At 65.1% G+C, this 22336-nt stretch carries 24 protein-coding genes; 11 read left to right on the top strand and 13 right to left on the bottom strand.

Translation table 11 applies throughout. From position 1 onward, the window contains the following. Positions 1 to 3: 3 nt before the first annotated feature. Both EY713_RS12700 and EY713_RS12695 read right to left on the bottom strand, forming a co-directional pair. Complete coding sequence (locus EY713_RS12700; protein ID WP_131115366.1) at positions 4 to 681, bottom strand: DsbA family protein; 678 nt, start codon at positions 679 to 681, stop codon at positions 4 to 6. 160 nt (positions 682 to 841) lie between these two features. After that, the gene (locus EY713_RS12695; RefSeq protein WP_131115364.1) at positions 842 to 1342 is read right to left on the bottom strand and encodes a DUF721 domain-containing protein; all 501 of its coding nucleotides are present in this window, start codon (positions 1340 to 1342) and stop codon (positions 842 to 844) included. Between the two features lie 29 nt (positions 1343 to 1371). On the opposite strand from EY713_RS12695, the gene mutY reads away from it, so the two are divergent. Further along, positions 1372 to 2502 (top strand): A/G-specific adenine glycosylase, encoded by a 1131-nt coding sequence (mutY, locus tag EY713_RS12690; RefSeq protein ID WP_245572708.1) that lies wholly within the window; start codon positions 1372 to 1374, stop codon positions 2500 to 2502. Positions 2503 to 2505: 3 nt separating this feature from the next. On the opposite strand, the gene EY713_RS12685 is transcribed toward mutY, so the two are convergent. The 4 genes from EY713_RS12685 to ilvA all read right to left on the bottom strand — a co-directional run bounded on the left by EY713_RS12685 (position 2506) and on the right by ilvA (position 6394). Beyond that, a complete protein-coding gene (locus EY713_RS12685) occupies positions 2506 to 2703 on the bottom strand; it encodes a hypothetical protein (protein ID WP_131115362.1) in 198 nt (65 codons plus the stop codon). Between the two features lie 148 nt (positions 2704 to 2851). Further along, a complete protein-coding gene (locus EY713_RS12680) occupies positions 2852 to 4030 on the bottom strand; it encodes a site-specific DNA-methyltransferase (protein ID WP_131115360.1) in 1179 nt (392 codons plus the stop codon). 118 nt (positions 4031 to 4148) lie between these two features. Next, the gene (locus EY713_RS12675; protein WP_245572707.1) at positions 4149 to 4823 is read right to left on the bottom strand and encodes a ribonuclease HII; all 675 of its coding nucleotides are present in this window, start codon (positions 4821 to 4823) and stop codon (positions 4149 to 4151) included. Positions 4824 to 4879: 56 nt separating this feature from the next. Next, positions 4880 to 6394, bottom strand: coding sequence for a threonine ammonia-lyase, biosynthetic (ilvA, locus tag EY713_RS12670; protein WP_131115358.1), 1515 nt, complete (start codon positions 6392 to 6394; stop codon positions 4880 to 4882). Positions 6395 to 6615: 221 nt separating this feature from the next. Between ilvA and EY713_RS12665 the strand changes: the two genes are divergently transcribed. The 5 genes from EY713_RS12665 (at position 6616) to EY713_RS12645 (ending at position 9715) form a co-directional block, all read left to right on the top strand. Next, on the top strand, positions 6616 to 7059 hold the full coding sequence (locus EY713_RS12665) for a hypothetical protein (RefSeq protein ID WP_131115356.1): 444 nt from the start codon (positions 6616 to 6618) through the stop codon (positions 7057 to 7059). A 269-nt stretch (positions 7060 to 7328) separates the two neighbouring features. After that, complete coding sequence (locus EY713_RS12660; protein WP_245572706.1) at positions 7329 to 7880, top strand: ribonuclease T2 family protein; 552 nt, start codon at positions 7329 to 7331, stop codon at positions 7878 to 7880. Between the two features lie 19 nt (positions 7881 to 7899). Next, positions 7900 to 8751: a 23S rRNA (adenine(2030)-N(6))-methyltransferase RlmJ gene (locus EY713_RS12655; RefSeq protein WP_131115352.1), complete on the top strand. Its 852-nt coding sequence runs from the start codon at positions 7900 to 7902 to the stop codon at positions 8749 to 8751. A gap of 57 nt (positions 8752 to 8808) precedes the next feature. Beyond that, positions 8809 to 9021 (top strand): cold-shock protein, encoded by a 213-nt coding sequence (locus EY713_RS12650; RefSeq protein ID WP_131115350.1) that lies wholly within the window; start codon positions 8809 to 8811, stop codon positions 9019 to 9021. 94 nt (positions 9022 to 9115) lie between these two features. Next, positions 9116 to 9715, top strand: coding sequence for a glutathione S-transferase family protein (locus EY713_RS12645; protein WP_131119661.1), 600 nt, complete (start codon positions 9116 to 9118; stop codon positions 9713 to 9715). Between the two features lie 17 nt (positions 9716 to 9732). On the opposite strand, the gene EY713_RS12640 is transcribed toward EY713_RS12645, so the two are convergent. The 5 genes from EY713_RS12640 to EY713_RS12620 form a co-directional block, all read right to left on the bottom strand. Then, positions 9733 to 9999 carry a hypothetical protein gene (locus tag EY713_RS12640; protein ID WP_131119659.1) on the bottom strand — a complete coding sequence of 89 codons (267 nt, stop codon included), beginning with the start codon at positions 9997 to 9999 and terminating at the stop codon, positions 9733 to 9735. 205 nt (positions 10000 to 10204) lie between these two features. Beyond that, positions 10205 to 11494 (bottom strand): CCA tRNA nucleotidyltransferase, encoded by a 1290-nt coding sequence (locus EY713_RS12635; protein WP_245572705.1) that lies wholly within the window; start codon positions 11492 to 11494, stop codon positions 10205 to 10207. Next, positions 11491 to 11751, bottom strand: coding sequence for a DUF6111 family protein (locus EY713_RS12630; protein ID WP_131115348.1), 261 nt, complete (start codon positions 11749 to 11751; stop codon positions 11491 to 11493). Before EY713_RS12630 ends, EY713_RS12635 begins: the two co-directional genes overlap by 4 nt. Beyond that, positions 11751 to 12401, bottom strand: coding sequence for a CoA pyrophosphatase (locus EY713_RS12625; RefSeq protein ID WP_131119656.1), 651 nt, complete (start codon positions 12399 to 12401; stop codon positions 11751 to 11753). The genes EY713_RS12630 and EY713_RS12625 overlap by 1 nt, the downstream gene beginning before the upstream one ends. Before the next feature lie 5 nt (positions 12402 to 12406). After that, positions 12407 to 13012, bottom strand: a complete 606-nt coding sequence (locus EY713_RS12620) for a DUF1285 domain-containing protein (RefSeq protein WP_177525412.1) — start codon at positions 13010 to 13012, stop codon at positions 12407 to 12409. Between the two features lie 253 nt (positions 13013 to 13265). Here EY713_RS12620 and EY713_RS12615 point away from each other — a divergent pair, with 253 nt between their 5' ends. The 4 genes from EY713_RS12615 to EY713_RS12600 are packed head-to-tail and all read left to right on the top strand — an operon-like array spanning position 13266 to position 20196. Next, positions 13266 to 14276 carry an AAA family ATPase gene (locus EY713_RS12615; protein ID WP_131115344.1) on the top strand — a complete coding sequence of 337 codons (1011 nt, stop codon included), beginning with the start codon at positions 13266 to 13268 and terminating at the stop codon, positions 14274 to 14276. A 2-nt stretch (positions 14277 to 14278) separates the two neighbouring features. Beyond that, on the top strand, positions 14279 to 15211 hold the full coding sequence (locus tag EY713_RS12610; protein WP_131115342.1) for a DUF58 domain-containing protein: 933 nt from the start codon (positions 14279 to 14281) through the stop codon (positions 15209 to 15211). Then, a complete protein-coding gene (locus EY713_RS12605; RefSeq protein WP_131115340.1) occupies positions 15208 to 18033 on the top strand; it encodes a DUF4159 domain-containing protein in 2826 nt (941 codons plus the stop codon). Before EY713_RS12610 ends, EY713_RS12605 begins: the two co-directional genes overlap by 4 nt. A 51-nt stretch (positions 18034 to 18084) precedes the next feature. Continuing rightward, a complete protein-coding gene (locus EY713_RS12600) occupies positions 18085 to 20196 on the top strand; it encodes a hypothetical protein (protein ID WP_131115338.1) in 2112 nt (703 codons plus the stop codon). Positions 20197 to 20214: 18 nt separating this feature from the next. Here the strand turns inward: EY713_RS12600 and EY713_RS12595 are convergent, their stop codons facing one another. Continuing rightward, on the bottom strand, positions 20215 to 20721 hold the full coding sequence (locus tag EY713_RS12595) for a GNAT family N-acetyltransferase (RefSeq protein WP_131115336.1): 507 nt from the start codon (positions 20719 to 20721) through the stop codon (positions 20215 to 20217). A gap of 30 nt (positions 20722 to 20751) precedes the next feature. Further along, positions 20752 to 21225, bottom strand: coding sequence for an NUDIX domain-containing protein (locus EY713_RS12590; RefSeq protein WP_245572704.1), 474 nt, complete (start codon positions 21223 to 21225; stop codon positions 20752 to 20754). Positions 21226 to 21348: 123 nt separating this feature from the next. Here EY713_RS12590 and EY713_RS12585 point away from each other — a divergent pair, with 123 nt between their 5' ends. After that, entirely contained in the window at positions 21349 to 22278 is a 930-nt protein-coding gene (locus tag EY713_RS12585; protein ID WP_131115334.1) for a metallophosphoesterase family protein, read from the top strand. Positions 22279 to 22336 lie beyond the last annotated feature (58 nt).

The raw sequence follows: 22336 nt of genomic DNA, 5'->3' as shown, positions 1-22336 counted from the left end.
GCCTCAGCCCTTCGGCAGCAACGGCTCGAGGATTTTGTCGAGATCGGCGACCGTCATCTCACCCGCCTGCTTTTTGCCGTTGATGTAGAAGGTCGGCGTCGCATCGACGGCAAATTTTTGCGCCGCATTATCCCGAACCGCGTTGACCTGATCGTAAAGCTTCTGATCCTTCAGGCAGGTCTCGAAATCGGTCTGCGATATCCCAGCCTGCTTGACCGTGTTGGCCAGTGCCTCGACGGGCTTATCCACGAAGGCCCAGTTCTTCTGCTGCGCGAACAACAGGTCGACCATGGCCATCCGCTTGTCTGGACCGGCGCAGCGCGCCAGCATGAAGCCCGCGGTCGCGAGCGGATCGAGCGGGAATTCCCGCAACGTGAACCGCACCTTGCCGGTATCGATATATTTGGATTTCAGCGTCGGATAGGTTTCGGCCGCGAAGGCCGCGCAATGCGTGCACGTCATCGAGGCATATTCGATGATGGTGACGGGTGCGTCACGCGCGCCGAGCCAGATATCCGGCAGCTGCCCTTCGGCCATCAACTGGTCGATCGGATAGCTCGCGCCCTCGGTGGCGGCGCGGGCGGAACCGGGATCGAGCAGCATGACGGAGCCGGCCGATGCAACGCCCGCAAGAGCCGCGCCGCGCAAGACCGTGCGGCGGTTAAGTTTGGAGAATACCATCAAGTCACTCGCTCGATCGGATGGACAGGGCAACCATCGGCCCGCCACGCCAGGGCAGATGAGGGAACAATTGCGGCGAGTATAAAGCACGGACGGGTGGCTTCGCCAGACCCGCCGGGGCAGAAACACGCGAAACCGCGACGGCGGTGCTGCATTCCCCCTAACGCGTCGTGAGAACCCGGCTACCAAGCTTGATGAGCGCTCGGCGTAGCGCATCCTCTTCGATGCCCGCAGTCGCGTCGTGGGCCAGCCTGACGCGCGAGCCATCCGGCGGCGCGATCAGCGTTCGAGGTTTTTTCGGCGGCGTGACCGGCCCTTGCCGCAACGCCAGACGCCCGACGCAGCGCCAACCGAAATGCGTATTGACCCGCTCGATCACCAACGCCTGCTGGTGCTGCAATTCGAGCGCGAACGCGCCCTCGACGCGAACCATCAGCGTGGCCGGCTCCGGCGTGCCGCGGGCCGTGCCGCGCGACGGCCATTGCATGCGGATCGGCTCGCAACGGGAGGCGAGACGCTCCCCGACGATCTCGGGCCAAAACATCAGCAGATCGGCCTCGCTGAAGCCGAATTTCGCCAAAGCCGGCGTCAAGCAGGGCGCGACGAGATCGGCCAAGGGGCTCGACCACGCTTTCCGACCAGGCGGGTTGCGGTTATTCATGCGTCCCACCATACTGAGACGAGCGCGATTTGGGCACCCGAAAACAAGCCAACTCCTTGCCGCTCGACCCCGCCGTTCCCAGCGCCTCGAACACGCGACGGGCAGGCCCCGCGCCTGCCGACGTCACGGCCGATCTGCTCGTGTGGTACGATCGGCACCGTCGCGCGCTGCCCTGGCGGGCCCTGCCCGGCGCCCGAACGCCCGCTTATGCGGTGTGGCTGTCGGAGATCATGCTGCAGCAAACGACTGTCGCGGCCGTCAAACCCTATTTCGCCAAATTCCTTTCCCTGTGGCCCGACGTGGATCAGCTCGCGGCGGCTTCGCAGGACGAGGTGATGCGGGCTTGGGCCGGCCTTGGCTACTACTCACGTGCGCGCAATCTCCATGCCTGCGCCCAAACCGTCGTTCGCGACTTTGGCGGCTTCTTCCCGCGCGAGGAGGGAGAGCTTCGCTCCTTGCCGGGCATTGGCGCCTATACGGCGGCCGCCATCGCATCGATCGCCTTCGGCCGCAAAGCGACGGTCGTCGACGGCAACGTTGAGCGGGTCATGTCGCGGCTCTATGCGATTGCCGAGCCGATGCCGAAGGGTAAGACGGCTGTCGCGCTCGCGATGGGGGCTGCGACGCCAGAGGATCGGCCGGGAGACTTCGCTCAAGCCGTGATGGATCTCGGCGCGACGATCTGTACGCCGAAAAGTCCGGCCTGCGTCTTATGTCCCCTCACGCGCGATTGCGTCGCGCGGGCGAACGGGACCCAGACCCTGTTCCCGGTGAAGGTCGCCAAGCGGGCCAATCCGATCCGCTATGGGACAGCTTATTATGTCACCAACGGTCGAGGCGACGTTCTGGTCCAGACGCGTCCGCCGGTTGGTCTGCTCGGCGGGATGACGGAGTTACCCGGGACGGCGTGGGGCGAAGAACCCGCTTCAATCTCGGATGCTGATCGCGGGGTCGAACGCGAGGGAATGCGGGTCAAACACGTGTTCACGCATTTCACTCTGATGCTGGACGTCGTGACGCGTGTCTCTCCGGATGGTGCATTGCCCGATACCGTGGTGGCCAACGAGAGCCGGCGATGGGTTGCGATCACCACCTTGATGGATGAAGCACTCCCGACGCTGATGCGCCACGCGATCGCGTTGGCACAGTCCGGCCGCTAGGGCTTATCGCTGATCGTCGCTCTCGGTGGTGGCCGACTGCGTCTCGTAAGCATCGTAGGAGCTGATCAAAACAGTGGCCGACAACGCGGCCAGCGCGAGGAAGAAATTCTCGACGCCGCTCGTCAACTGGACAACCTTGCCCATTCCGAGGGTAATGCACACCACGCACAACAGTGCTAAAAGGCCTATGAAACGCAACACGGCCCGTACTCCCCGCTACGCTCGAAATGATTAATCTCATTCCGCAACGCTGGGAACGAACGTCCGTTCCCACAAGCAGGTGCATATTATAGATTTGTTAAACTTTGGTGATTGTGGCGATAAAAAGTTGTCGTGATCCAGCGATTCCTTAGTCCGCAGCCTCACGCATCGAGGCGCGGATCCCGCTTCTCACGTCATCGATGGGTCGCAGCCGTCCGTCTTTCTCGTAGTGCCAATAGGTCCAACCGTTGCAGGCCGGCAGACCTTGGGCCAGCGCCCCGATTTTATGGATCGAACCGACGATCATCCCGAGGCCGACCGTGCCGTCGGGGCGAACCACCACGCTGTGGCGGCGCTGGGCATCGACGAGCTTCGACCCGGGCGCAATCAGGCCCGCCTCGACGACGGACGCAAATGCCACACGCGGCTCGGCGCGTTTGGACGGCACGACTTGCAGCGCCTCCGGCGAGAGCGGCTCGACGGACGCGATCCTCGCCGTGGCGGCTGCGGCATAGACCGGATCGCGCTCAAGCCCGATGAATGACCGGCCAAGCCGCTTGGCGACCGCGCCGGTCGTGCCGGTGCCGAAAAACGGGTCGAGCACCACGTCGCCGGGCTCGGACGCCGCCATGATGACGCGCGCCAGCAGCGCCTCGGGCTTCTGGGTCGGATGAACCTTGTGGCCCTCCGCATCCTTCAGCCGTTCCCCGCCCGTGCAGATCGGCAGCAGCCAATCGGACCGGACCTGGCAATCCTCGTTGCCGGCCTTCAGGGCTTCGTAGTTAAAAGTGTAGGCCTTGGATTGCGGGGTCTTGCTGGCCCAGATCATCGTCTCATGGGCGTTGGTAAAGCGCCGACCGCGAAAGTTCGGCATCGGGTTATTCTTGCGCCAGACGATATCGTTCAAAATCCAGAAGCCGAGGTCCTGCATGAGGGCGCCGACCCGAAAAATGTTGTGGTAGGATCCAATCACGAAGATCGTCGCATTGGGCCGCATCACCCGGCGGACGCCGGTCAGCCACTCCCGCGTAAACGCGTCATAATCGGCGAAGCTGGCGAACTTGTCCCACTCGTCATCGACCGCATCGACGACGCTCTGGTCGGGCCGCGACAGGGTATTTTCAAGCTGCAGATTGTAAGGCGGATCGGCAAAGACGAGGTCGATGCTTTCGGGAGCCAAACCCGCCAGGCTGCGCATGCAATCGCCGACGAGAATTTGATCGATAGGCTGCGGCGTGATGGCTTTCAGTGCCGCCGCCGAAGCTCCAGGACGCGAGACCTTTGACTGGAGCTTCGAAACGGCCGCTCCGGCACGTGCATTACTCATGACTGACACACCGGATACTCAACTGAACAGGTGTGACTATGAGTCGGTTTGGTAAAACGCAGGTTTATGGCTCGGTAAAAAAGCTGTCCCGCTTGGATACGCCTTCTTTACCAAGCTCTTAAGATTGGCAATCGTCCGACGTCTCGCCCCGGCATGGCGCGAAGCTCATCCGATGCGCGGCGGACGGGCCATGGCGCAACAAGGCGGCCCGATGCTGCTCGGTCGCATAGCCTTTGTGGCGGGCGAAACCATAAACCGGATGATGCGCGTCGAGCCGCACCATCAATCGGTCTCGCGCCACTTTGGCGACGATCGAGGCTGCCGCAATCGACAAGCAGGTGGCATCACCTTTGATGATCGTCTCACCCGCGATCGTGACACCATGCGGAAAGTCGTTCCCGTCGATCAAAAGATGATGCGGGCTCAGCGGCAAGGCGCTCGCGGCACGCCGCATCGCCGCGAAGGTCGCCTGACGGATGTTGATCCGGTCGATCTCGCGCGGCGACGAAAAGCCGATGCCGATCGCCAGCGCTTTCGACATGATGAGCAGGAACAAATGCTCACGCTGCGCCTCGGTCAGGGCCTTGGAATCGTCAACGGCCTCGGGGAGATCATTTGGATCGAGGATCACGGCCGCAGCCGCGACAGGGCCGGCCAGCGGCCCGCGTCCAGCCTCGTCGATCCCGGCGATGTGAAGCAGGCCGCGGGCAATCAGCATCCGCTCCCGCTCAAAATGCGGAACCGGCACGAGCGTCGAAACCGAACCCATGCGCTTGACGCTCTTGATGGGCATCACCGCTTTCGGGCGAGATCCGCCTTTCGCGGGCGTCGACGGTTTAAACGCTTCCGTCATCGGTCGAGGAACATCCGATAGGCGGGATTGTCGGTCTCATCCTCGAAGGCATAGCCGAGTTCGCGCAGCCGCTCGCCGAACCGATCGCTTTCGGCGGCCGGAACCTGCAATCCGACGAGCACGCGGCCATAATCCGCGCCGTGGTTGCGGTAGTGGAACAAGGTGATGTTCCACTCGGATCCGACCCCGTCCAGGAACTTCAGCAAAGCGCCCGGTCGTTCCGGAAATTCGAACCTGAGGATCACCTCGTCCCGCAGCGCCGGGGCCCGACCCCCCACCATGTAACGAACATGCAGTTTGGCGGTCTCGTTGGCGCTGATGTCGAGCACGGGATAGCCAAGCGCCGCAAGTTGCGTGAGTACGAGCGCCTTCTCGCCAACGCTGTCGGACAGCTTGAGGCCGACGAACACATGGGCCTCGGCCCCCGCGGCATAGCGATAGTTGAATTCGGTGATGGTGCGGTTGCCGAGCGCCTGCACGAACCGGCGATAGCTACCCTGCTGTTCCGGGATCGTCACGCCGAGCAGCACCTCGCGCGCCTCGCCGATCTCGGCACGTTCGGCAACATGGCGCAGCCGGTCGAAGTTCATGTTGGCGCCGGTGTTGATTGCGATCAGCGCGCCTGTTCGGACGGGATTGGCGGCCACGTAGCTTTTCAGTCCAGCCAGGGCGAGCGCACCGGCCGGCTCCGCGATGACGCGTGTATCTTCGAAGATGTCTTTGACGGCGGCGCACATCTCATCGGTATCGGCCACCAGCACGTCGTCGAGCAGCGCCTGACACACCCGGAACGTCTCGGCTCCCGCCTGCCGCACCGCGACGCCGTCGGCGAAGAGGCCGACCCGATCGAGGATGACGCGCGACCCTGCCGCGATGGCGGCCTTCATCGAGGCCGCATCGACCGGCTCGACGCCGATCACCTTGATGTCCGGCCGCAGGAACTTGACATAGGCGGCGACCCCAGAGGCGAGACCGCCCCCTCCGATCGGCACGAAGATCGCCTCGACCGGATCGGCATGCTGGTGCAAGATTTCCATGCCGACGGTGCCTTGCCCCGCGATCACGTCCGGATCGTCGTAGGGATGCACGAAGGTCAAACCCTGCTCCGCCTCGAGCCCGCGCGCATGTTCGAAGGCTTCGTCGAACGTGTCTCCGAACAGCACGACCGTCCCGCTCCAATAGCGCACGGCATCGACTTTGATCTGCGGGGTCGTGACCGGCATCACGATGATGGCCTTGACGCCCAGCCGTTGGGCCGACAATGCGACGCCCTGGGCATGGTTTCCGGCGGAGGCGCAAATCACACCGGCGGCGCGGGCCTCAGCGGATAATCGAGCGATCTTGTTATAGGCGCCCCGGATCTTGAAGGAGAAAACGGGCTGAAGATCCTCTCGCTTCAGCAGCACCGAGGCGTCCAGCCGCTTGCTCAGCCGCGCCATGGGGTCAAGCGAGGTCTGCACAGCGACATCGTAGACCCGCGCATCGAGGATCTTCCGCACGTAATCGTTCACGCGTTCCACCTTCAGACCTGTCCCGCAGCAGCGCAAGCTCGCGCATGCCGTCGGCCTCCGATGCAGGGCTTCACCGGGCTTGAGGGCTCTGGGCTGTTATCGGAACAGCACAACGCTCGCCAATCGCCCCCTCGCATGGCATTCGGGCCAAGGCAAGGCTTGACCCTGGCGTGCGCGCCGTCGCATCGTCCGCGCTGAATTGAAGAATGGGATTCCACGGCATGCAACGCGCGTTCCAAGGCTTTATGCTCGCCCTCATGGTCGCGGCTTCGATGGGCACCGCTTTCGCGCGGCCGGTCGTCCCGGCCGAAAAGCGGTTCTGGTCCTATGACGGCAAGATCCCGGCCTGCGACAATCCCGATGTGCTGTCGCGTCTGTCGGATCGTTTTCACGACAGCGAGTCGGAATATTGGAACTCGTCGCTCCAGATCGTCAGCTACGATCAGGTGAAGGTGTCGGCACTACGCCCCTGGGGCCTCGATCACATTCCCCGCAACTTCTGTGAGGGCCGCGCGATCCTGAACGACAAGACCGTTCATGAGGTATATTTCTCGGTTGCCGAGGATCTCGGGTTGATCGGTATGGATTTCGGCGTCGAATTCTGCCTGACCGGGCTCGACCGCGAATATGCCTATGCACCGAATTGCAAGATGGAACGGCCGTAAGTTTAGCACCCTTGCGGATGCGTGCGACCTCTCCGGCCTTCGCCGTTGCCTGCCTTTTGGTCGCGGTCTCGGCGACCACCGGCGGTGCTCAGGGCTTCCGAAATCCGTTGCGTCCAGCGTCGGACGCCCCATGCGTGCTCGATAAATGCCTGAACGGGTCCTCCGATCAGTCTGCGGCGGCTCCCGCTTCAACAAGCCGACCGGTTCAGACCGGATCGAGCTTTGGCGGCAGCGGCCGGTCGAGGCAGCCCGGTGTTTTCGATTTTTACGTGTTGGCTTTGTCGTGGTCGCCTGGGTTTTGCGACACGGGCGGCGACAATAAGGCGCCCCGGCAATGTGCCACAGGCTCTAACCTTGGCTTTGTGGTCCATGGGCTGTGGCCGCAATATACGCGTGGCTTCCCGTCCGATTGTGATTCGGGCAACACAAGCCCGACGCGCGCCGCTCTCGACAGCGTCAACGGCGTCTATCCCGACGTAGGCCTCGCCCGCTACGAATGGCGGAAACACGGCACCTGCACGGGCCTCAGTCCCACCGATTATTTCGCGCTCGTCCGCCGGGCCAGAGATGCGGTGACGATCCCGACGACGTTGCAGTCTCCCAGCGAGCCGCAGACGGCCGCGCCGCTCGAGATCGCCCGCGCCTTCACGGCCAGCAACCCCGGACTTCGCACCGACATGATGGCGGTGACGTGCCGACAGGACGAGTTGCAGGAGGTGCGGATTTGCTTCGGCAAGGATCTCCGCGGCTTCGTGACTTGCCCCGAGGTCAGTCGAGCCGCCTGCCGGACGCAGCAGATCACCATATTGCCGGTCCGCTGAGCGTCATGGTCCACCCGCGATGAACTATCGGCACGCTTTTCATGCGGGCAATTTTGCCGATGTCTTCAAACACATCCTGCTGACCAGGATCTTGCTGCACCTCGGACGCAAGGCGACGCCCTTCCGCTACATCGATACTCACGCGGGTGTCGGGCTTTATAACCTGCAAGGCGACGAGGCCCGCCGGAGCGGCGAGTGGCCCCGCGGCATCGGACGCATCACGCCGGGCAACGTCCCGGCGGACGTGTTGCCCCTGATCGAACCTTATCTTGACCTTGTGGGTCCACGCGACGGCACCGGGTGCCCGACCCTGTACCCCGGCTCTCCATCCATCGCGCTGGGGATCGCACGTCCCCAGGACCGTCTCGTCTTTTGCGAATTGCATCCGACCGACGCTGCCTCGCTCCGCAAGGGTCTCGGGCGCGCGAACCGTGCCAAGGTGGTCGAAATCGACGGCTATGTGGCGCTCAACGCCTATGTCCCCCCTCAGGAACGGCGAGGCTTGGTGCTGATCGATCCGCCGTTCGAGGACCGCGGTGAGTTTGAGGCGATGCTCGACGGGCTCGTGGCGGCGCATCGCAAATGGCCCACCGGCATCTATGCCCTCTGGTACCCGCTGAAGGACCGCACCGCCGTGTCGCGGTTCGCCAACCAATTGATCGCGTCCGGGATCCCCAAGATCGCGCAGGTCGAACTCGTGATCGACTGGACGGCTCTCGATGTCGGCAAACTCGCCGGATGCGGCATGATCCTCGTCAACCCGCCTTTCGGCCTCGAGGACGAGGCTCGGCTGCTGCTGCCCTATCTTGCCAAGACGCTGACCCAATCGGAACCGGGGTCATGGCAGTGGCGTTGGCTGGCCGGGGAATAGGCGCGGCAAACAACGGCCTCCCCTTACAGTCCGGTGACGTGTTTGCGAGGAAATGCCATGCCAAGCCAGGGCACCGTCAAATTCTTCAACGGCGAAAAAGGATATGGTTTCATTACGCCGGAGGATGGCGGCCGCGATATCTTCGTTCACGTCACGGCTGTGGAGGAGGCGGGCCTGCAATCGCTGAGCGAGGGCCAGCGGGTTGCCTATGAGATCGAACCAGACAAGAAGGGCAAGGGTCCGAAAGCGGTCGGTCTCACCATTCTTTGACAAGGCGCGCGGCGCGGAGCTTTGATCCCAATCCCGCGACCATGTTCCTCGCGCCTTCTGTCCTGTTTCACTCCGCTCGGTGACTTGAATGACCATGATCCTGCGCTCGGCTCCAGCCTCGCCATTCGGCCGCAAAGTGAAGATCGCGGCGAGCCTGACTGGCGCGATGTCGAGCCTCTCCGTCGTCGATGCCGACACGATGGACGATGCCGATTCGATCCGGCGCGAAAATCCGCTCGGTAAGATCCCGGCGCTCATCCTCGACGATGGAACGACCCTCTACGACAGCCGTGTCATCGTCGACTACCTCGATCATCTCTCGGGCGGAATGCTGATCCCGAAAGACGCCCCGGCCCGCTTCCTCGCGCTCACGAGGCAGGCCCTCTGCGACGGCATGACCGATGCGGCTCTGCTGATCGTGTATGAAACCCGGTTCCGGGACGAGTCGGAGCGAAGCGCGCGCTGGGTCGCGCATCAGGAGGGTAAGATCGCCCGAGGCTTGGCGGCCTTAGAGGCTTCGGCGCCCGTCGGCACGATCGACATCGGGCATATCGCGGCCGCTTGTGCGCTGGGTTATTTCGACCTGCGGCTCGGGGGAACATGGCGCGACTCGCATCCCGCGCTCGTCGCTTGGCTCGACGCCTTCGCGGCCAAGATCCCAGCTTTCGAGAAAACCCGTTTCCGGCAATCCTAAAGGCCGAGTTGCGACAATCAGTCGGCTGTCGGAAGCCGCCTGATCGTAAACTCGATGCGACCGTCCGATAGTTCGCGCCACGACTCGATTTCGGTCATGTAGGCGGCTTTCGGAAAGCGGACGAAACATTCCTGCGCCATGGCACGCGCTTCGTCGCGAGGCAGTGTGAACGTCTCGCGTCGCCACGAATCGGAGGCTCGGACACCGGCGCCGGATTGAGATCGATCGCGCCGCTCGCCCAACCGTCTTGCGACGTCCGCCGGGCTTTTCCGCTGGAATCCCATGGCCCACCCCTGCTGACGGCCGCTCACGCGACAAGCTTCAGTGAAGTCGCCATCATTTTAGCGCAAACGCCGCCGAGGTCGAGTCAATTGGACGCAGGGGCACGAGCAAGCGGAGCGACGCACCCGACACGCGATCAGACGGCGGTCGTCTGATCAGCCATCGTCGAGCCGCATGCGTCGACGGCCCGCCAGAGCCGCCTCAGCGTCAGTCGTCGGCGAGATGGGACGCGACGATCGCATCGAGCAAGCCTGCGACGACGATGGGGTCGGATGGGAAGCCCGCCGCGACCCACTCCTGCCGGAACTGCTTGAGGACGATACCGACATCGCGTCCGCTGTGGACGCCGCGCGCCATGACATCGGCTCCTCCTAGCGGCAGCTTGGGCTCGGCCGCCGTGGTCACGACGCCATAAGCCTCGGTCCAACGCGATCCGTTGCCCTTGGCATCGACTTCGGCCAGCGAGACGCCGTCTAGCGCTGCGCGGCGTCCATGATCGAACAATAACGCCAGCAAGCCGGCATGTGTCGGCACGGCTTCAGGATCGAGACCACCGCGAACATGAGCCGCAGCCGCGAGCCGATTGGCTTCATCGTTCGACAAACGCAGCTGTTCACGCAGCCGCGCCACATCAGCTTCGGTTCGTACCGCCAGAGCGGCAAGCCGGAGAATCGCGTCCGGGCTATCCTGCCGCGCCGTCTCGATTGCGATCAGCCGGACGAGGCGCAGCGGATCGCACGCCCCCCCAAAAATCACACGCGCGATCCCGGCCTTATCCATGCTGGTCGTCACCTCTGCGGCGCGGGGGGCGACCAGAAGCTTCAGAACCTCGACGCGAATGCGCTCCCGCGACAATCGGGTCAGAGCGTCGCGATGCAGCGTCGCGGCGCGCAGCCCCTCGGGATCGAGCGGGCCTTCGGCATAGGTGGCCGAAAAGCGGAAGAACCGCAGCACGCGCAGATAATCCTCGCGGATCCGGCGGTCCGCCTCGCCGATGAAGCGCACGCGCCCGGCCGCGAGATCCGCGAGGCCGTCTGTCGTATCGTGCACCGTCCCGTCGGCCGATAGCGACAGGGCATTGACAGTGAAATCCCGCCGCTGCGCGTCCGCCGTGAAGTCGCGCCCGAAGCGGACGATGGCGTGCCGTCCGTCGGTTTCGACGTCTTCCCGCAGGGTCGTCACCTCGAAACCGGCGCGGCCGACCATCACCGTGATAGTGCCATGCGCGATACCGGTCGGCAGCGGGCGTAAGCCGGCCGCCTTGGCGCGCGCCACGACGATGTCGGGGAGTGCCGTCGTCGCAATGTCGATATCGCCGGCCGGCAGTCCGAGGAGCGCGTTGCGGACAGCGCCGCCGACGACGCGCGCCTCTTCGCCATCCTGGTTCAGCAAGGCGAGCGCGCGAGCAAGCGCCGGTTCCGCCAAAAAGGCGACGTCGGCCAACCGCCCCGAGGCATCGAGCCGCAGCGGCCGCGAGAACCCCTCCCGCTCCGTCACTCCAGATGGCCCGGAATCAATCGCCCGTTCTCGAGCCTTGCCGGGACATAGGCGCCCTTGTGTCGATCCGCCAATGTGCCCAGCAGCAGCAGGCCGATGAGCACGAGCGCCAAACCCGCCACCGTGAGGGTCGCCAACGAGCCCCGGGACCAGCTGTCAGCCAGCCATGGATAGCGCTGACGGAGCAGCAGAACGAGGCCGTAGGCCACGAATGGCGCGATGAACAGAGCCACGGCGTCGAGGAGGGCGCGGCCCATCAGCGGTAGAGCTTCTCGTATAAACTTCGGATCATGCCGGCCGTGATGCCCCAAATGTAGCGTTCGCCATACGGCATCGCATAAAAGCTTCTGGTTCGCCCGTTCCATTCACGGCTGCTGCGCTGATGGTTGGCCTCCTCCATGAGAAAAGCGAGCGGCACCTCGAAGGTTTCGACCACCTCGGCGGCATTCAGCTCGAGATCGAACGGCTCATGCACCATCGCGACGGTCGGAACGATCAAAAAGCCGGTGCCGGTCAGATAGGGGTCGAGATAACCGAGCGGCGTGACGCAGGCCGGATCGAGGCCAACTTCCTCTTGTGCCTCGCGCAGCGCCGCAGTCATCGGGTCGGCATCCGACGCATCGATACTGCCGCCCGGAAAGGCGATCTGACCCGAATGAACCCGCAGGCTGGCGGCACGAAGCGTCAGGAGGATGGTCGGCTCTGCCGCACGCGCCAGGATCGGGATCAGGACAGCAGCGGCGCGCGGCACGGCATCGAGGCGGGGCGGCAGATCGTCGAGCCGGTGGTCGCCCCCGAGAAGCCGCGTCGCAGACGGATCGGCCCAGCGAGGCGGCAGATCGAAGCTCAGACGCTCCCGGGCGCGCCGCTCGAACGCGATCGTGCTGTCGTGGCCAACGTTCAACATCGCCGTCACGACAGCCCTTCGAGGCTCGAGGCCTCGGCCATGGGAAAGAACACTTGCGACGACTCGACCCCGAACATCGCGAGCCCATCGACGTTGCGCGTCTCCCCTCGGTCCGCGAGCTCGATAAAGACCGCGCGCTTGACCAGGGCTTCAAGGCCGTCGCGAATATGCACATAGGGCTTCAGGCCACCCGATGCTCCTTGCTGGAAGCGAAGCGGATGGCCGGCATCGACCGTGACCCAGTCGTCGACGTTGGTGCGAAAGCTGAGGACCGGATGCTCCCCCTCCTGAACCGCCATCTCGACCGCGAGGAAGGGCGCGTCCTCGACCACGACCCGCACCTTCTCGACCGGCGTCACGAGCATCATGCCGTCATCATCAAGGCGAAGGATCGACGCGAACAGCTTGACCAACGCCGGTCGGCCGATCGGCGTTCCGGCATAGAACCATGTCCCGTCGCGAGCGATTCGCATATCGATGTCGCCGCAGAAAGGCGGGTTCCAAAGATGCACGGGTGGCAGGCTGCCCTGGCGCGCGGGCGCCAGCACAGCGGCACTCAGCGCCTCCAGGCTTCCAGCCTGCACCAGAGAGGGAGTACTTTCTTTCGCCATCATCTCATTTCATGCGTTGCAGGATGATCATGGACCATGCGACGTGGGCGCGCATCGACAAACAACCGGCAGGGTCTAGGCTATCGATCGTGATCGATTTAAGCGCGGCTCGTCCCTTGCATCGGTTCGGTGAACCATCGATCGCCGACCGCACATACCAAACGCCGGAGCTCTCCGTCGCGGTTCCGTCTTCCGGCCAGCCGGACGCCTTGATGTCGCGCCGCGATCGTCCGCTCAACAGCAAGGTCAAGTTATGAGTCTCGTGCAAGACGGCAGCGCCAGTTCGATCGAGGCCGCAGCGACCCGAGCCGCCGATGCGGCGCTCGAACAGATCGCGTTGGCCCGGGCCGCGATCGGCACCGTGATCTTCGGGCAGCGGGAGGTGGTCGAGGACACGCTCGTAACCCTGCTGGCAGGCGGCCATGGGCTTTTGGTCGGCGTTCCCGGCCTCGCGAAGACGAAGCTTGTGGAGACGCTCGGAACCGTTCTGGGTCTCGGCACCCGCCGCGTCCAGTTCACGCCCGACCTGATGCCCGCCGATATCATCGGTTCAGAGGTTCTCGAGGAGGGCGACAGCGGCAAGCGCAGCTTCCGCTTCGTCAAAGGACCGGTCTTCACCCAGTTGCTGATGGCCGATGAGATCAACCGCGCCAGCCCGCGCACGCAATCGGCCTTGCTGCAGGCCATGCAGGAGGGGCATGTCACCGTGGCCGGTGCACCCTATGACCTGCCGCGTCCCTTCCATGTGCTCGCGACCCAAAATCCAATCGAGCAGGAGGGGACCTATCCCCTGCCAGAGGCGCAGCTCGATCGTTTTCTCATGCAGATCGACGTGCTCTATCCCGACCGGGAGGCCGAAAAGCGCATCCTGATCGAGACCACTGGCGACGAGCAGGCGACTGCCAAGCCGGCCATGACAGCGCAGGATCTCGCCACCATCCAGCGCCTCGTGCGTCGCCTGCCGGTCGGCGACAGAATTGTCGAGGCGATCCTCGATCTCGTCCGCTCGGCCCGTCCCGGCGACGGGGCGACCGATGTCGCCCAGCATATCGCCTGGGGCCCCGGTCCTCGCGCCGCGCAAGCTCTGATGCTGGCGTCGCGGGCACGGGCGCTGGTCGACGGGCGGCTCGCGCCCTCGATCGACGATATTGCGGCGCTGGCCCTGCCGGTGCTGAAACACCGCATGGCCCTGACGTTTTCGGCTCGCGCCGATGGCGAGACGATTCAGGGTCTGATCCGGCGCCTCGTCGAGCGGCTCGGCTAGCCATGGCCCAGGCCCGGCTTCTCGCCGACGCCCAGCGCTGGATCGGCCCCCGGCACGGACGCGGGGCGCTCGACCTTGCAGGTCGGCTGCCGAATCTCGTCGTGTCGGCACGCGAGATCGCGGGCAGCATGATGCAGGGCGTGCATGGCCGACGCCGGGCCGGAACGGGCGAGTCGTTTTGGCAATTCCGCCCCTTCGTCTCCGGCGAGGCGGCCGTCGGGATCGATTGGCGGCGTTCGGCCCGCGATGACCGCACCTATATTCGCGAACGGGAGTGGGAAGCAGCCCATACGGTTTGGATCTGGGTCGATCGATCCCCGTCCATGGCCTATATGTCGGATTTGGCGTCGCAACCGAAGCTGGACCGCGCCCTTGTGCTCGGGCTTGCGGCCGCCGACCTGCTGGTTCGCGGAGGCGAACGCGTCGGCATCCCCGGCCTCGTGCGACCCATGGCACGCCGCACGATCGTCGATCATCTCGCCGAGTCGATGCTGTTCGAGATGCGCCGCAGCGGCTATGTGCCGGCGGAATTGCCGCCCGCCTTGCCTTTGCCCCCTCGCTCGCGCGCCCTCTTCATCGGCGACTGGCTCTCCGACGTGGATGACGTGACGCGCGCGATCGCCGCCGCCGCCTCGGCAGGGGCCGGCGGCCATCTCGTCATGATCAGCGACCCGATCGAAGAGACGTTCCCGTTCACGGGGCATGTGGAGCTGACCGACAGCGACGGCCCGACAAGGATGCGGATCGGCGAGGCTCAGCAATTGCGGGCCGACTATGTGAAGCGCCTCGCGGCTCATCGGGAGGCGATCCGTCAGACGTGCCGCCTGCACGGTTGGACCGTCGCGATCCACCGCACCGATCGTCCCGCCTCCGAGGCGATGCTGACCATCGCGGGCGCGTTCGAGGCCGATCGCCGCAATGGCGGGCAGGTATGATGGGCCTGCCGCTCGCCTTTACGATCCCGGCCGTTCTGGCCGCCCTGGCGGTTTTGCCAGCGCTGTATTTCCTATTGCGCCTCACACCGCCGCGGCCCCAAGCCGTAGCTTTTCCGCCGTTGCGGCTCATTCTCGATCTTCGCCCGAAGGACGAGACGCCCGCCCGCACACCGCTCTGGCTGTTGCTGCTCCGGTTGCTGGTCGCGGCTCTCATCATCCTGGCGATGGCCGGCCCGGTCTGGAACCCCACGCCATCGCTCGGCGGCGGCAAGGGGCCCTTGGTGGTGGTGCTGGACGATAGTTTCGCGGCGGCTCCCGATTGGGACGCCCGCGTCACCCTCGCGCGGCAGCGGCTGCTCAGCGCACAAAGTGCCAGCCGGGTGACGGCGATCGTGGCGACTTCGGATGGCCTGCGGGCTGTCGAGGCGCAGGATGCAACACGGGCAATCGAACGGTTGCAGGCTCTGAAGCCTGTGCCGATCGCGCCCGACCGCGCCCCGGTGCTTGCCGCGCTCACCAGCTTCGCGACCGCCAATCCCGCCCTCGACATCGTTTGGATGACCGACGGGTTGGAACGCGGCGGCGCGCGCAGCTTTGGCGAAGGCCTGACCAAGCTGCCCGGCGTCAACTCCGTGACGAGTGTCGCGGCCGACACGATACCGCTGGCGTTGGCCGGGGCCGACAACAAAGCCGACCGGCTCGACGTCCGCGTCATCCGCGCCAATACTGGTGGCCTGCAGCGCGGCACGGTTCAGGCCCTTGACGCCAAAGGCCTGCCGATCGGCGAAAGCACGTTTGCGTTCACGTCCGGCCAGGAGGCTCATGCGGGCTTCGATCTCCCGGTCGAGCTTCGCAACGACATCGTTCGTGTCGTCATCGCCAACGAGGCGTCCGCCGCCGCCACGACGCTGCTCGATGGGCGATCGACGCGTCGGCGGGTGGGTGTCGTGACCGGCGCGACGATCGATGTCGAACAGCCGCTGTTGTCCCCGGCCTATTATATCGTGAAAGCCCTCGGCCCGTTCGCCGATGTGCGTGAGCCCCGACCCGGCATGCTCGATCCGGTCGCCTCCATGCTGGACGACAATCCCTCCGTCATGGTTCTGGCCGATGTCGGCGCGCTGTCAGGTCCGGCGCATGACAGGCTCGCCAAATTTATCGACGACGGCGGCACTCTGATCCGCTTTGCCGGCTCGCGCCTTGCCGGCAGCAGCGACGATCTCGTGCCGGTGGCCCTGCGGCGGGGTGGCCGCACCTTCGGTGGCGCTCTGTCATGGGACAAGCCGAAGGCGCTCGCCCCCTTCGAGCGCGGAAGCCCCTTTTATGGCCTGACCGTGCCGCAGGAGGTCAGCGTCACCCGGCAAGTGCTGGCAGAGCCCAGCGCGGGTCTGCCTGGCAAGACGTGGGCGCAACTCGTCGATGGAACGCCTCTGGTCACGGCGGAAAAGCGCGGCAAAGGCCGCATCGTGCTGTTCCACGTCACGGCCGACACCACTTGGTCGAACTTGCCGCTCTCGGTGCTGTTCGTCGACATGCTGAGGCGGGTCGTCGATCTCTCCGGCATGCCGGGCGCGGCCCAAAGGTCCGCGTCCGCCACCGGCGCCGCGTCTCCCGCTGGGGTGCAGCAACCCATGGTGATCGCTCCGACCCGCAGCCTCGATGGGTTCGGCGTGTTGGGCGTTCCGCCCGCGACCGCCCGGCCGATCCCCGACACTTATGATGGTGTCGCGACCGCTGATCATCCGCCCGGCTTCTATGGCCCTTCCGACGCCTCGATCGCGGTCAATACGCTCGGACCCAAGGACATGCTGACACCGGCCGACCTCTCCGGCCTTCCCATCGACCGCCAACCCTTGCGCGCCGATCCGGCCATCGATCTCCGGCCAGCCGTCATCACCTTGGCGCTGATCGGCTTCCTGCTCGACGCCTTGGCGTCCGTCTGGCTCGGGGGTGGTTTGGTCCGGCGGGGCGCGGGACCAGCAGCGGCAGCGTTGTTGGCTGTTGCGCTGATGGTACCGGGCCTACCCGGTTTGCCGGGGCGCACCGCGCATGCGGCGGGGCAACCGCCGGTGTCGAAACGCGATATGGCCTCAGCCCTGACGACGCGGATCGCCTATGTGATTACGGGCGACACCGCCGTCGATCAAGCCAGCAGCCTCGGCCTGACGACTTTGTCGACCGCGCTGGCGGACCGGACGTCGCTCACGCCGGGGGAACCGGTCGGGGTCGATCCAGCCAAGGATGAACTCGCCTTCTATCCGATGATCTATTGGCCGGTGGTGGCCAGCATGCCGCAGCCGGACGCCACGACGGTCGATCGCATCGCGGCCTACATGAAACAGGGCGGCACCATCGTGTTCGATACGCGCGATGCCTTGACGCATCGGGCCGACGGGCCGCCGACACCGGAGGCCGATTGGCTGCAACATCTGCTCGCGGGGGTCGACGTGCCGGAACTCGAACCCGTTCCGAGCGATCACGTCGTCACCAAGACGTTTTATCTGCTGCCGGGTTTTGTCGGGCGCTACACAACCGGGCAAACCTGGATCGAGGCTTTGCCGCCTGCCGCGAAGGAGACCGCGAACCGCCCTGTTCGGGCTGGCGACAGCGTGTCGCCCATCATCATTACGGGCAATGACCTCGCTAGTGGATGGGCCGCCGACGGTCAGGGTGAGCCCGTCTATCCGCTCGTGCCGGGCGGCTCGCGACAACGCGAGATGGCGCTGCGCGGCGGCATCAATCTCGTGATTTATACCCTGACCGGAAACTACAAGGCCGATCAGGTTCATGTGCGCGATCTCTTGGAACGTCTGGCGCATTGATGGCGCGCCTCGCCGGCCGGCTCCACACATCAGCAAGGCGACGCTACGCCCGTGAATAGTTTTTCGCTCGATTTCACGCCTCTGCTTCCGCTCTCCGTGCTGGTCGGGCTCGCGGTGCTGTCGCTCGCGATCGTGGTGCTCGGCTTCTGGTCGCGGCGGCGTGGCACGCTGTTGCGGCTGGTAGCCCTGGCGCTCATCCTGCTGTCGCTCGCCGGTCCCTCCTTCGTGCGCGAGGATCGGCAGGGCCTCAAGGACGTGGTCGCGGTAGTGCTCGACGAAAGCGGCAGCCAGACCATCGGCCAACGCGCCGCCCAGACCACCAAGGCGCGCGACGCAATCGAGAAGAACCTCGCGGCGCTCGGCAATGTGGAGCCGCGTTTCATCGAAAGCAGCCGTACCGATGCCGAAAACGACGGCACGCGCTTGTTCGCGGTCCTGAATGCCGGGCTGGCCGACGTGCCGCCGGATCATGTCGGCGGCGTCATCATGGTGACGGACGGCCTCGTCGACGACACCCCGGCCAAGGTGGATGCACTCGGCTTCAAAGCCCCACTGCATGTGCTGATCACCGGCCATGAGGGTGAGCGCGATCGACGCATCGAGCTTGTCGACGCTCCCCGCTTCGGGATCGTCGGCAAGACGCAGACCATAACGGCCCGCGTGCTCGATACCGGCGACAAGGGCGAACCCGTGACACTGAACGTCCGGCGCGATGGAGTCGCGATCGCGACGTTGCAAGCGCAGGTCGGCGCCAGGATCCAGATTGCGGTGCCGGTCGACCATGCCGGCCCGAACGTCGTCGAGATCGAAGTGCCGACGTTGCCGGACGAGTTGACCGGGATCAACAACAAGGCGGTGGTTACGATCGAGGGTGTGCGCGACAAGCTAAAGGTGCTGCTCGTCTCGGGTGAGCCGCATTCGGGCGAACGCATGTGGCGCAATATCCTCAAATCGGACGCCAACGTCGATTTGGTCCACTTCACCATTTTGCGGCCGCCCGAAAAGCAGGACGGAACGCCGATCAACGAACTCGCCTTGATTGCTTTCCCGACCAATGAACTCTTCGGCAACAAGATCACCGACTTCGATCTCATTATCTTCGATCGTTACTCGAACCAATCGATCCTGCCCTATGTCTACTTCGACAATATCGCCAAATATGTCCGCAATGGCGGGGCGTTGTTGATCGCGGTCGGCCCGGATTACGCGACGCAGGATGGCTTGTTCTACTCGCCGCTCGGTGCGATCGCGCCCGCGCGGCCGACTGGGTCGGTCACCGAGGCGCCGTTCCGCGCTGCCATCACGCCCGATGGCGAGAAGCATCCGGTGACGCGGGGCCTGCCGGGTGGAGACGCCACCCCGCCGGCTTGGGGACAATGGTTCCGCCAGGTCGACGCCGATGTCGTCAAGGGCACCTCCGTCATGGCGGGCCAGAACGACAAGCCGTTGCTGGTTCTCTCGCGTGAGGACAAAGGGCGTGTGGCCCTGATGCTCAGCGACCAGATTTGGCTATGGGCGCGCGGCTACGAGGGCGGTGGCCCCTACCTCGATCTGACCCGTCGCCTTGCTCATTGGCTCATGAAGGAACCCGATCTCGAGGAAGAAGCGCTGCGGGCCAGCCTGCACGGCAAGGAGCTGTCGATCGAGCGGCAGAGCGTGAAAGGCTCGGTCGCGCCCGTCATCGTCACAGCACCCTCCGGAGCGACCCGCACCGTCATTTTGGCGGCAGCCGAACCGGGCCTGTCGCGCGCAACGATCTCGGTCGACGAGCTCGGCCTCTATCGTTTGACGGACGGAACCCTGACGGTGCTGGCCAATGTCGGCCCCGAGAACCCGCGCGAATTTCAGGAGGTCGTCTCGACGCCCGATCGATTGAAGCCACTCGCCGAGGCGACGGGCGGGTCCGTCCGCCGGATCGGCACCGGCTCGGGGAGCGACATCGCCCTGCCCCGGTTCGTGGCCATGGGCGACAGTCCCCGCTATGCCGGTTCGGACTATATCGGCATTCGCCGCACTCAAGCCAGCGTGGTCAAGAGCGTCGGTATCGTGCCGCTCGCGATCGGCCTTTCCGGGCTACTGTTATTACTAGGCAGCACCATTCTGGCGTGGCTCTACGAAGGGCGGCGGTTCAGTTTCAAGCGGCGCGATGGTGGCACGGCCTGACGGCTGAGTCGCCGACGCTCAGGCCCCGACGCTGCCGCTGACCCCCTCGAAGGCGCCTGACTCGAGTTCCAGCACGAGGAGCCGGGCGGGATCGACCGGCCCCGGCAGGGTCAGGCGACCGGGCGGCACGCGCGTGAAGCCATAGCGTTTGTAATAGGCTTCATCGCCGATCAGGATCACGAGCTTGTGGCCCTGCTGCTTGGCAGCCGCGAGAGACATGTCGACCAACGATCGCGCGACGCCGCGCGATCGGAACGCGGGATCGACCGTCAACGGGCCGAGCAGCAAGGCCGGCGCCGTGCCGCACCGGATCGGTGTCAAGCGGTTGGCCCCGACCAGCAATGTGCTGACCCGCGCCACGAAGGAGAGATCGCGCGGCGCCTCCGCCATCTCGCGAAGCCGATAGGCCGTCCGCGCGAAGCGACCAGGGCCAAACGCACGCTCGTTCAATCGCTCGACGGCTTGAGCGTCGGACGCGCCTTCCGGGGCGACCACGATGGACAGGCTGAGAACGGCATCGGACATCGGGAAACTCACTAGATCGTCGGTGGTCGCCTACCACGTTTCGGCGGGTGGGACACGGTCCAGAACCTCGGCGATGCGTCGTCGCGTTGCATCGGTGGTTCCGGGCGGCAAATCCGAAGGTTTAAAGAAGCCGGTCTCGACGATCTCCCAATCGGGTTGCGGCGCTGCGTCCCGCGTAAAATCGCGAACCACGAAGACCGCGATGTGATCGATGTTGCGGTTGAGAAACAGCCCGTGCAGCAGCGCAGCCCCTTTGACATGCACGCCGGCCTCCTCCCGGCACTCGCGCTGCATCGCGACCGCGATGGTCTCGCCACGCTCGACGCCGCCACCGGGAAAATGCCAGCCCGGCACATAGCTATGGCGGAGCAGCAAAATGCGGCTCTCCGGGTCGATCACCATGGCCCTGACGCCCATGGTGAGCGGCCGAGTCAGCAGCGCACCGACGTGAATAGCCCGCTCGACGGAGCGACGGGTCCATGCGGGAAGCGTCGGCCTTTTCACGTGTCACCCTTCCGGTCAAAGCCGCAATTGCAGCAATCTACGCCTCTTAGCATGAGGGAAGCCGGATGCTTGCGCCTGGATCGGGCTTGACGGCGCGCCGTCGGCCGGGCGACAGCATCGCGCGTGACCTTCCTGCTCGCTCATCTCTCCGACGCGCATATCGGACCCTTGCCGCGGCCGCACCTGCGTGAGCTGCTGGGCAAGCGGCTGACCGGCTATGTCAATTGGAACCGGCGCGGCCGCCTGCACGACATGGATGTGCTGGCCGACCTCGTCGCCGACATCAAGGCACAGGCGCCCGACCACATCGCGATGACGGGCGATATTCTGAACCTCGGACTTGCGGCTGAATTTCCCTTCGCGGCCCAGTGGCTGCGCGACCTCGGGCCCTCGCGCGACGTGAGCTTCGTGCCGGGCAATCACGATGCCTACGTCCGCTCGTCGATGGGTCCGCTCGCCGCCACCTTCGTGCCGTGGCTGGCTGATCTCAGCGCCATTGGAGCGCCGCTTGTCACCGGCCTCTTTCCCTACCTGCGGCAGCGCGGCGATGTCGCCCTGATCGGCGTGTCGTCGGCGCTGCCGACGGCGCCCTTCCTCGCTTCCGGCGCGCTCGGTTCCACGCAGCGGCAGGCCCTCGGCACGCTTCTCGCGGATGCGGGTCGACGCAAGCTCACTCGGATCGTAATGATCCACCACCCGCCCTATCGGGCCGGCGCCAGTGCTGGACGCGGGCTTCGGGACGCATCGGCCTTTGCACGGATCATTGCCGAGCATGGCGCCGAACTGATCCTGCACGGACATAACCACCGGGCCATGCTGGCCCACCTGCCCGGGCCGAACGGCCTCGTGCCGGTCGTCGGCGTTCCCGCAGCGTCGGCGGTGCCGGGCAGCCCGAATCATCGCGCCGCCTATCATCTTTTTCGCATCGGCTTAGGGGCAAACGGATTGGAGATCGCCGCGAGCCGGCGGGGGTTGTTGCCGGACCTCAGCGCCATCGGCGATCTCGGCCCGATCGATCTGGCAGAGGGCGGCCTCTCGGCGATCGGTCTTTAGCAAGGCGCATCCCACAGGGCGGCACTTGCGACCGTCGGCCCTCGCCGACCGTCGGCAC

The organism is Lichenihabitans psoromatis, from assembly GCF_004323635.1.
Taxonomy (GTDB): Bacteria; Pseudomonadota; Alphaproteobacteria; order Rhizobiales; family Beijerinckiaceae; genus Lichenihabitans; species Lichenihabitans psoromatis.
The sequence above is the reverse complement of the archived record's forward strand: the minus strand, read 5'-3'. Positions and strand labels throughout refer to the sequence as shown.

Excerpts from the sequence above, each read along its gene's own strand:
- EY713_RS12625 (WP_131119656.1), bottom strand. The coding sequence starts at position 12,401 with ATGTTGAACGTTGGCCACGACAGCACGATCGCGTTCGAGCGGCGCGCC.
- EY713_RS12615 (WP_131115344.1), top strand. The coding sequence starts at position 13,266 with ATGAGTCTCGTGCAAGACGGCAGCGCCAGTTCGATCGAGGCCGCAGCG.
- EY713_RS12610 (WP_131115342.1), top strand. The coding sequence starts at position 14,279 with ATGGCCCAGGCCCGGCTTCTCGCCGACGCCCAGCGCTGGATCGGCCCC.
- EY713_RS12675 (WP_245572707.1), bottom strand. The coding sequence starts at position 4,823 with ATGCCCATCAAGAGCGTCAAGCGCATGGGTTCGGTTTCGACGCTCGTG.
- EY713_RS12630 (WP_131115348.1), bottom strand. The coding sequence starts at position 11,751 with ATGGGCCGCGCCCTCCTCGACGCCGTGGCTCTGTTCATCGCGCCATTC.
- EY713_RS12650 (WP_131115350.1), top strand. The coding sequence starts at position 8,809 with ATGCCAAGCCAGGGCACCGTCAAATTCTTCAACGGCGAAAAAGGATAT.
- EY713_RS12665 (WP_131115356.1), top strand. The coding sequence starts at position 6,616 with ATGCAACGCGCGTTCCAAGGCTTTATGCTCGCCCTCATGGTCGCGGCT.
- EY713_RS12680 (WP_131115360.1), bottom strand. The coding sequence starts at position 4,030 with ATGAGTAATGCACGTGCCGGAGCGGCCGTTTCGAAGCTCCAGTCAAAG.
- EY713_RS12655 (WP_131115352.1), top strand. The coding sequence starts at position 7,900 with ATGAACTATCGGCACGCTTTTCATGCGGGCAATTTTGCCGATGTCTTC.
- EY713_RS12595 (WP_131115336.1), bottom strand. The coding sequence starts at position 20,721 with ATGTCCGATGCCGTTCTCAGCCTGTCCATCGTGGTCGCCCCGGAAGGC.
- EY713_RS12700 (WP_131115366.1), bottom strand. The coding sequence starts at position 681 with ATGGTATTCTCCAAACTTAACCGCCGCACGGTCTTGCGCGGCGCGGCT.
- EY713_RS12645 (WP_131119661.1), top strand. The coding sequence starts at position 9,116 with ATGATCCTGCGCTCGGCTCCAGCCTCGCCATTCGGCCGCAAAGTGAAG.
- EY713_RS12605 (WP_131115340.1), top strand. The coding sequence starts at position 15,208 with ATGATGGGCCTGCCGCTCGCCTTTACGATCCCGGCCGTTCTGGCCGCC.
- EY713_RS12640 (WP_131119659.1), bottom strand. The coding sequence starts at position 9,999 with ATGGGATTCCAGCGGAAAAGCCCGGCGGACGTCGCAAGACGGTTGGGC.
- EY713_RS12620 (WP_177525412.1), bottom strand. The coding sequence starts at position 13,012 with ATGGCGAAAGAAAGTACTCCCTCTCTGGTGCAGGCTGGAAGCCTGGAG.
- EY713_RS12695 (WP_131115364.1), bottom strand. The coding sequence starts at position 1,342 with ATGAATAACCGCAACCCGCCTGGTCGGAAAGCGTGGTCGAGCCCCTTG.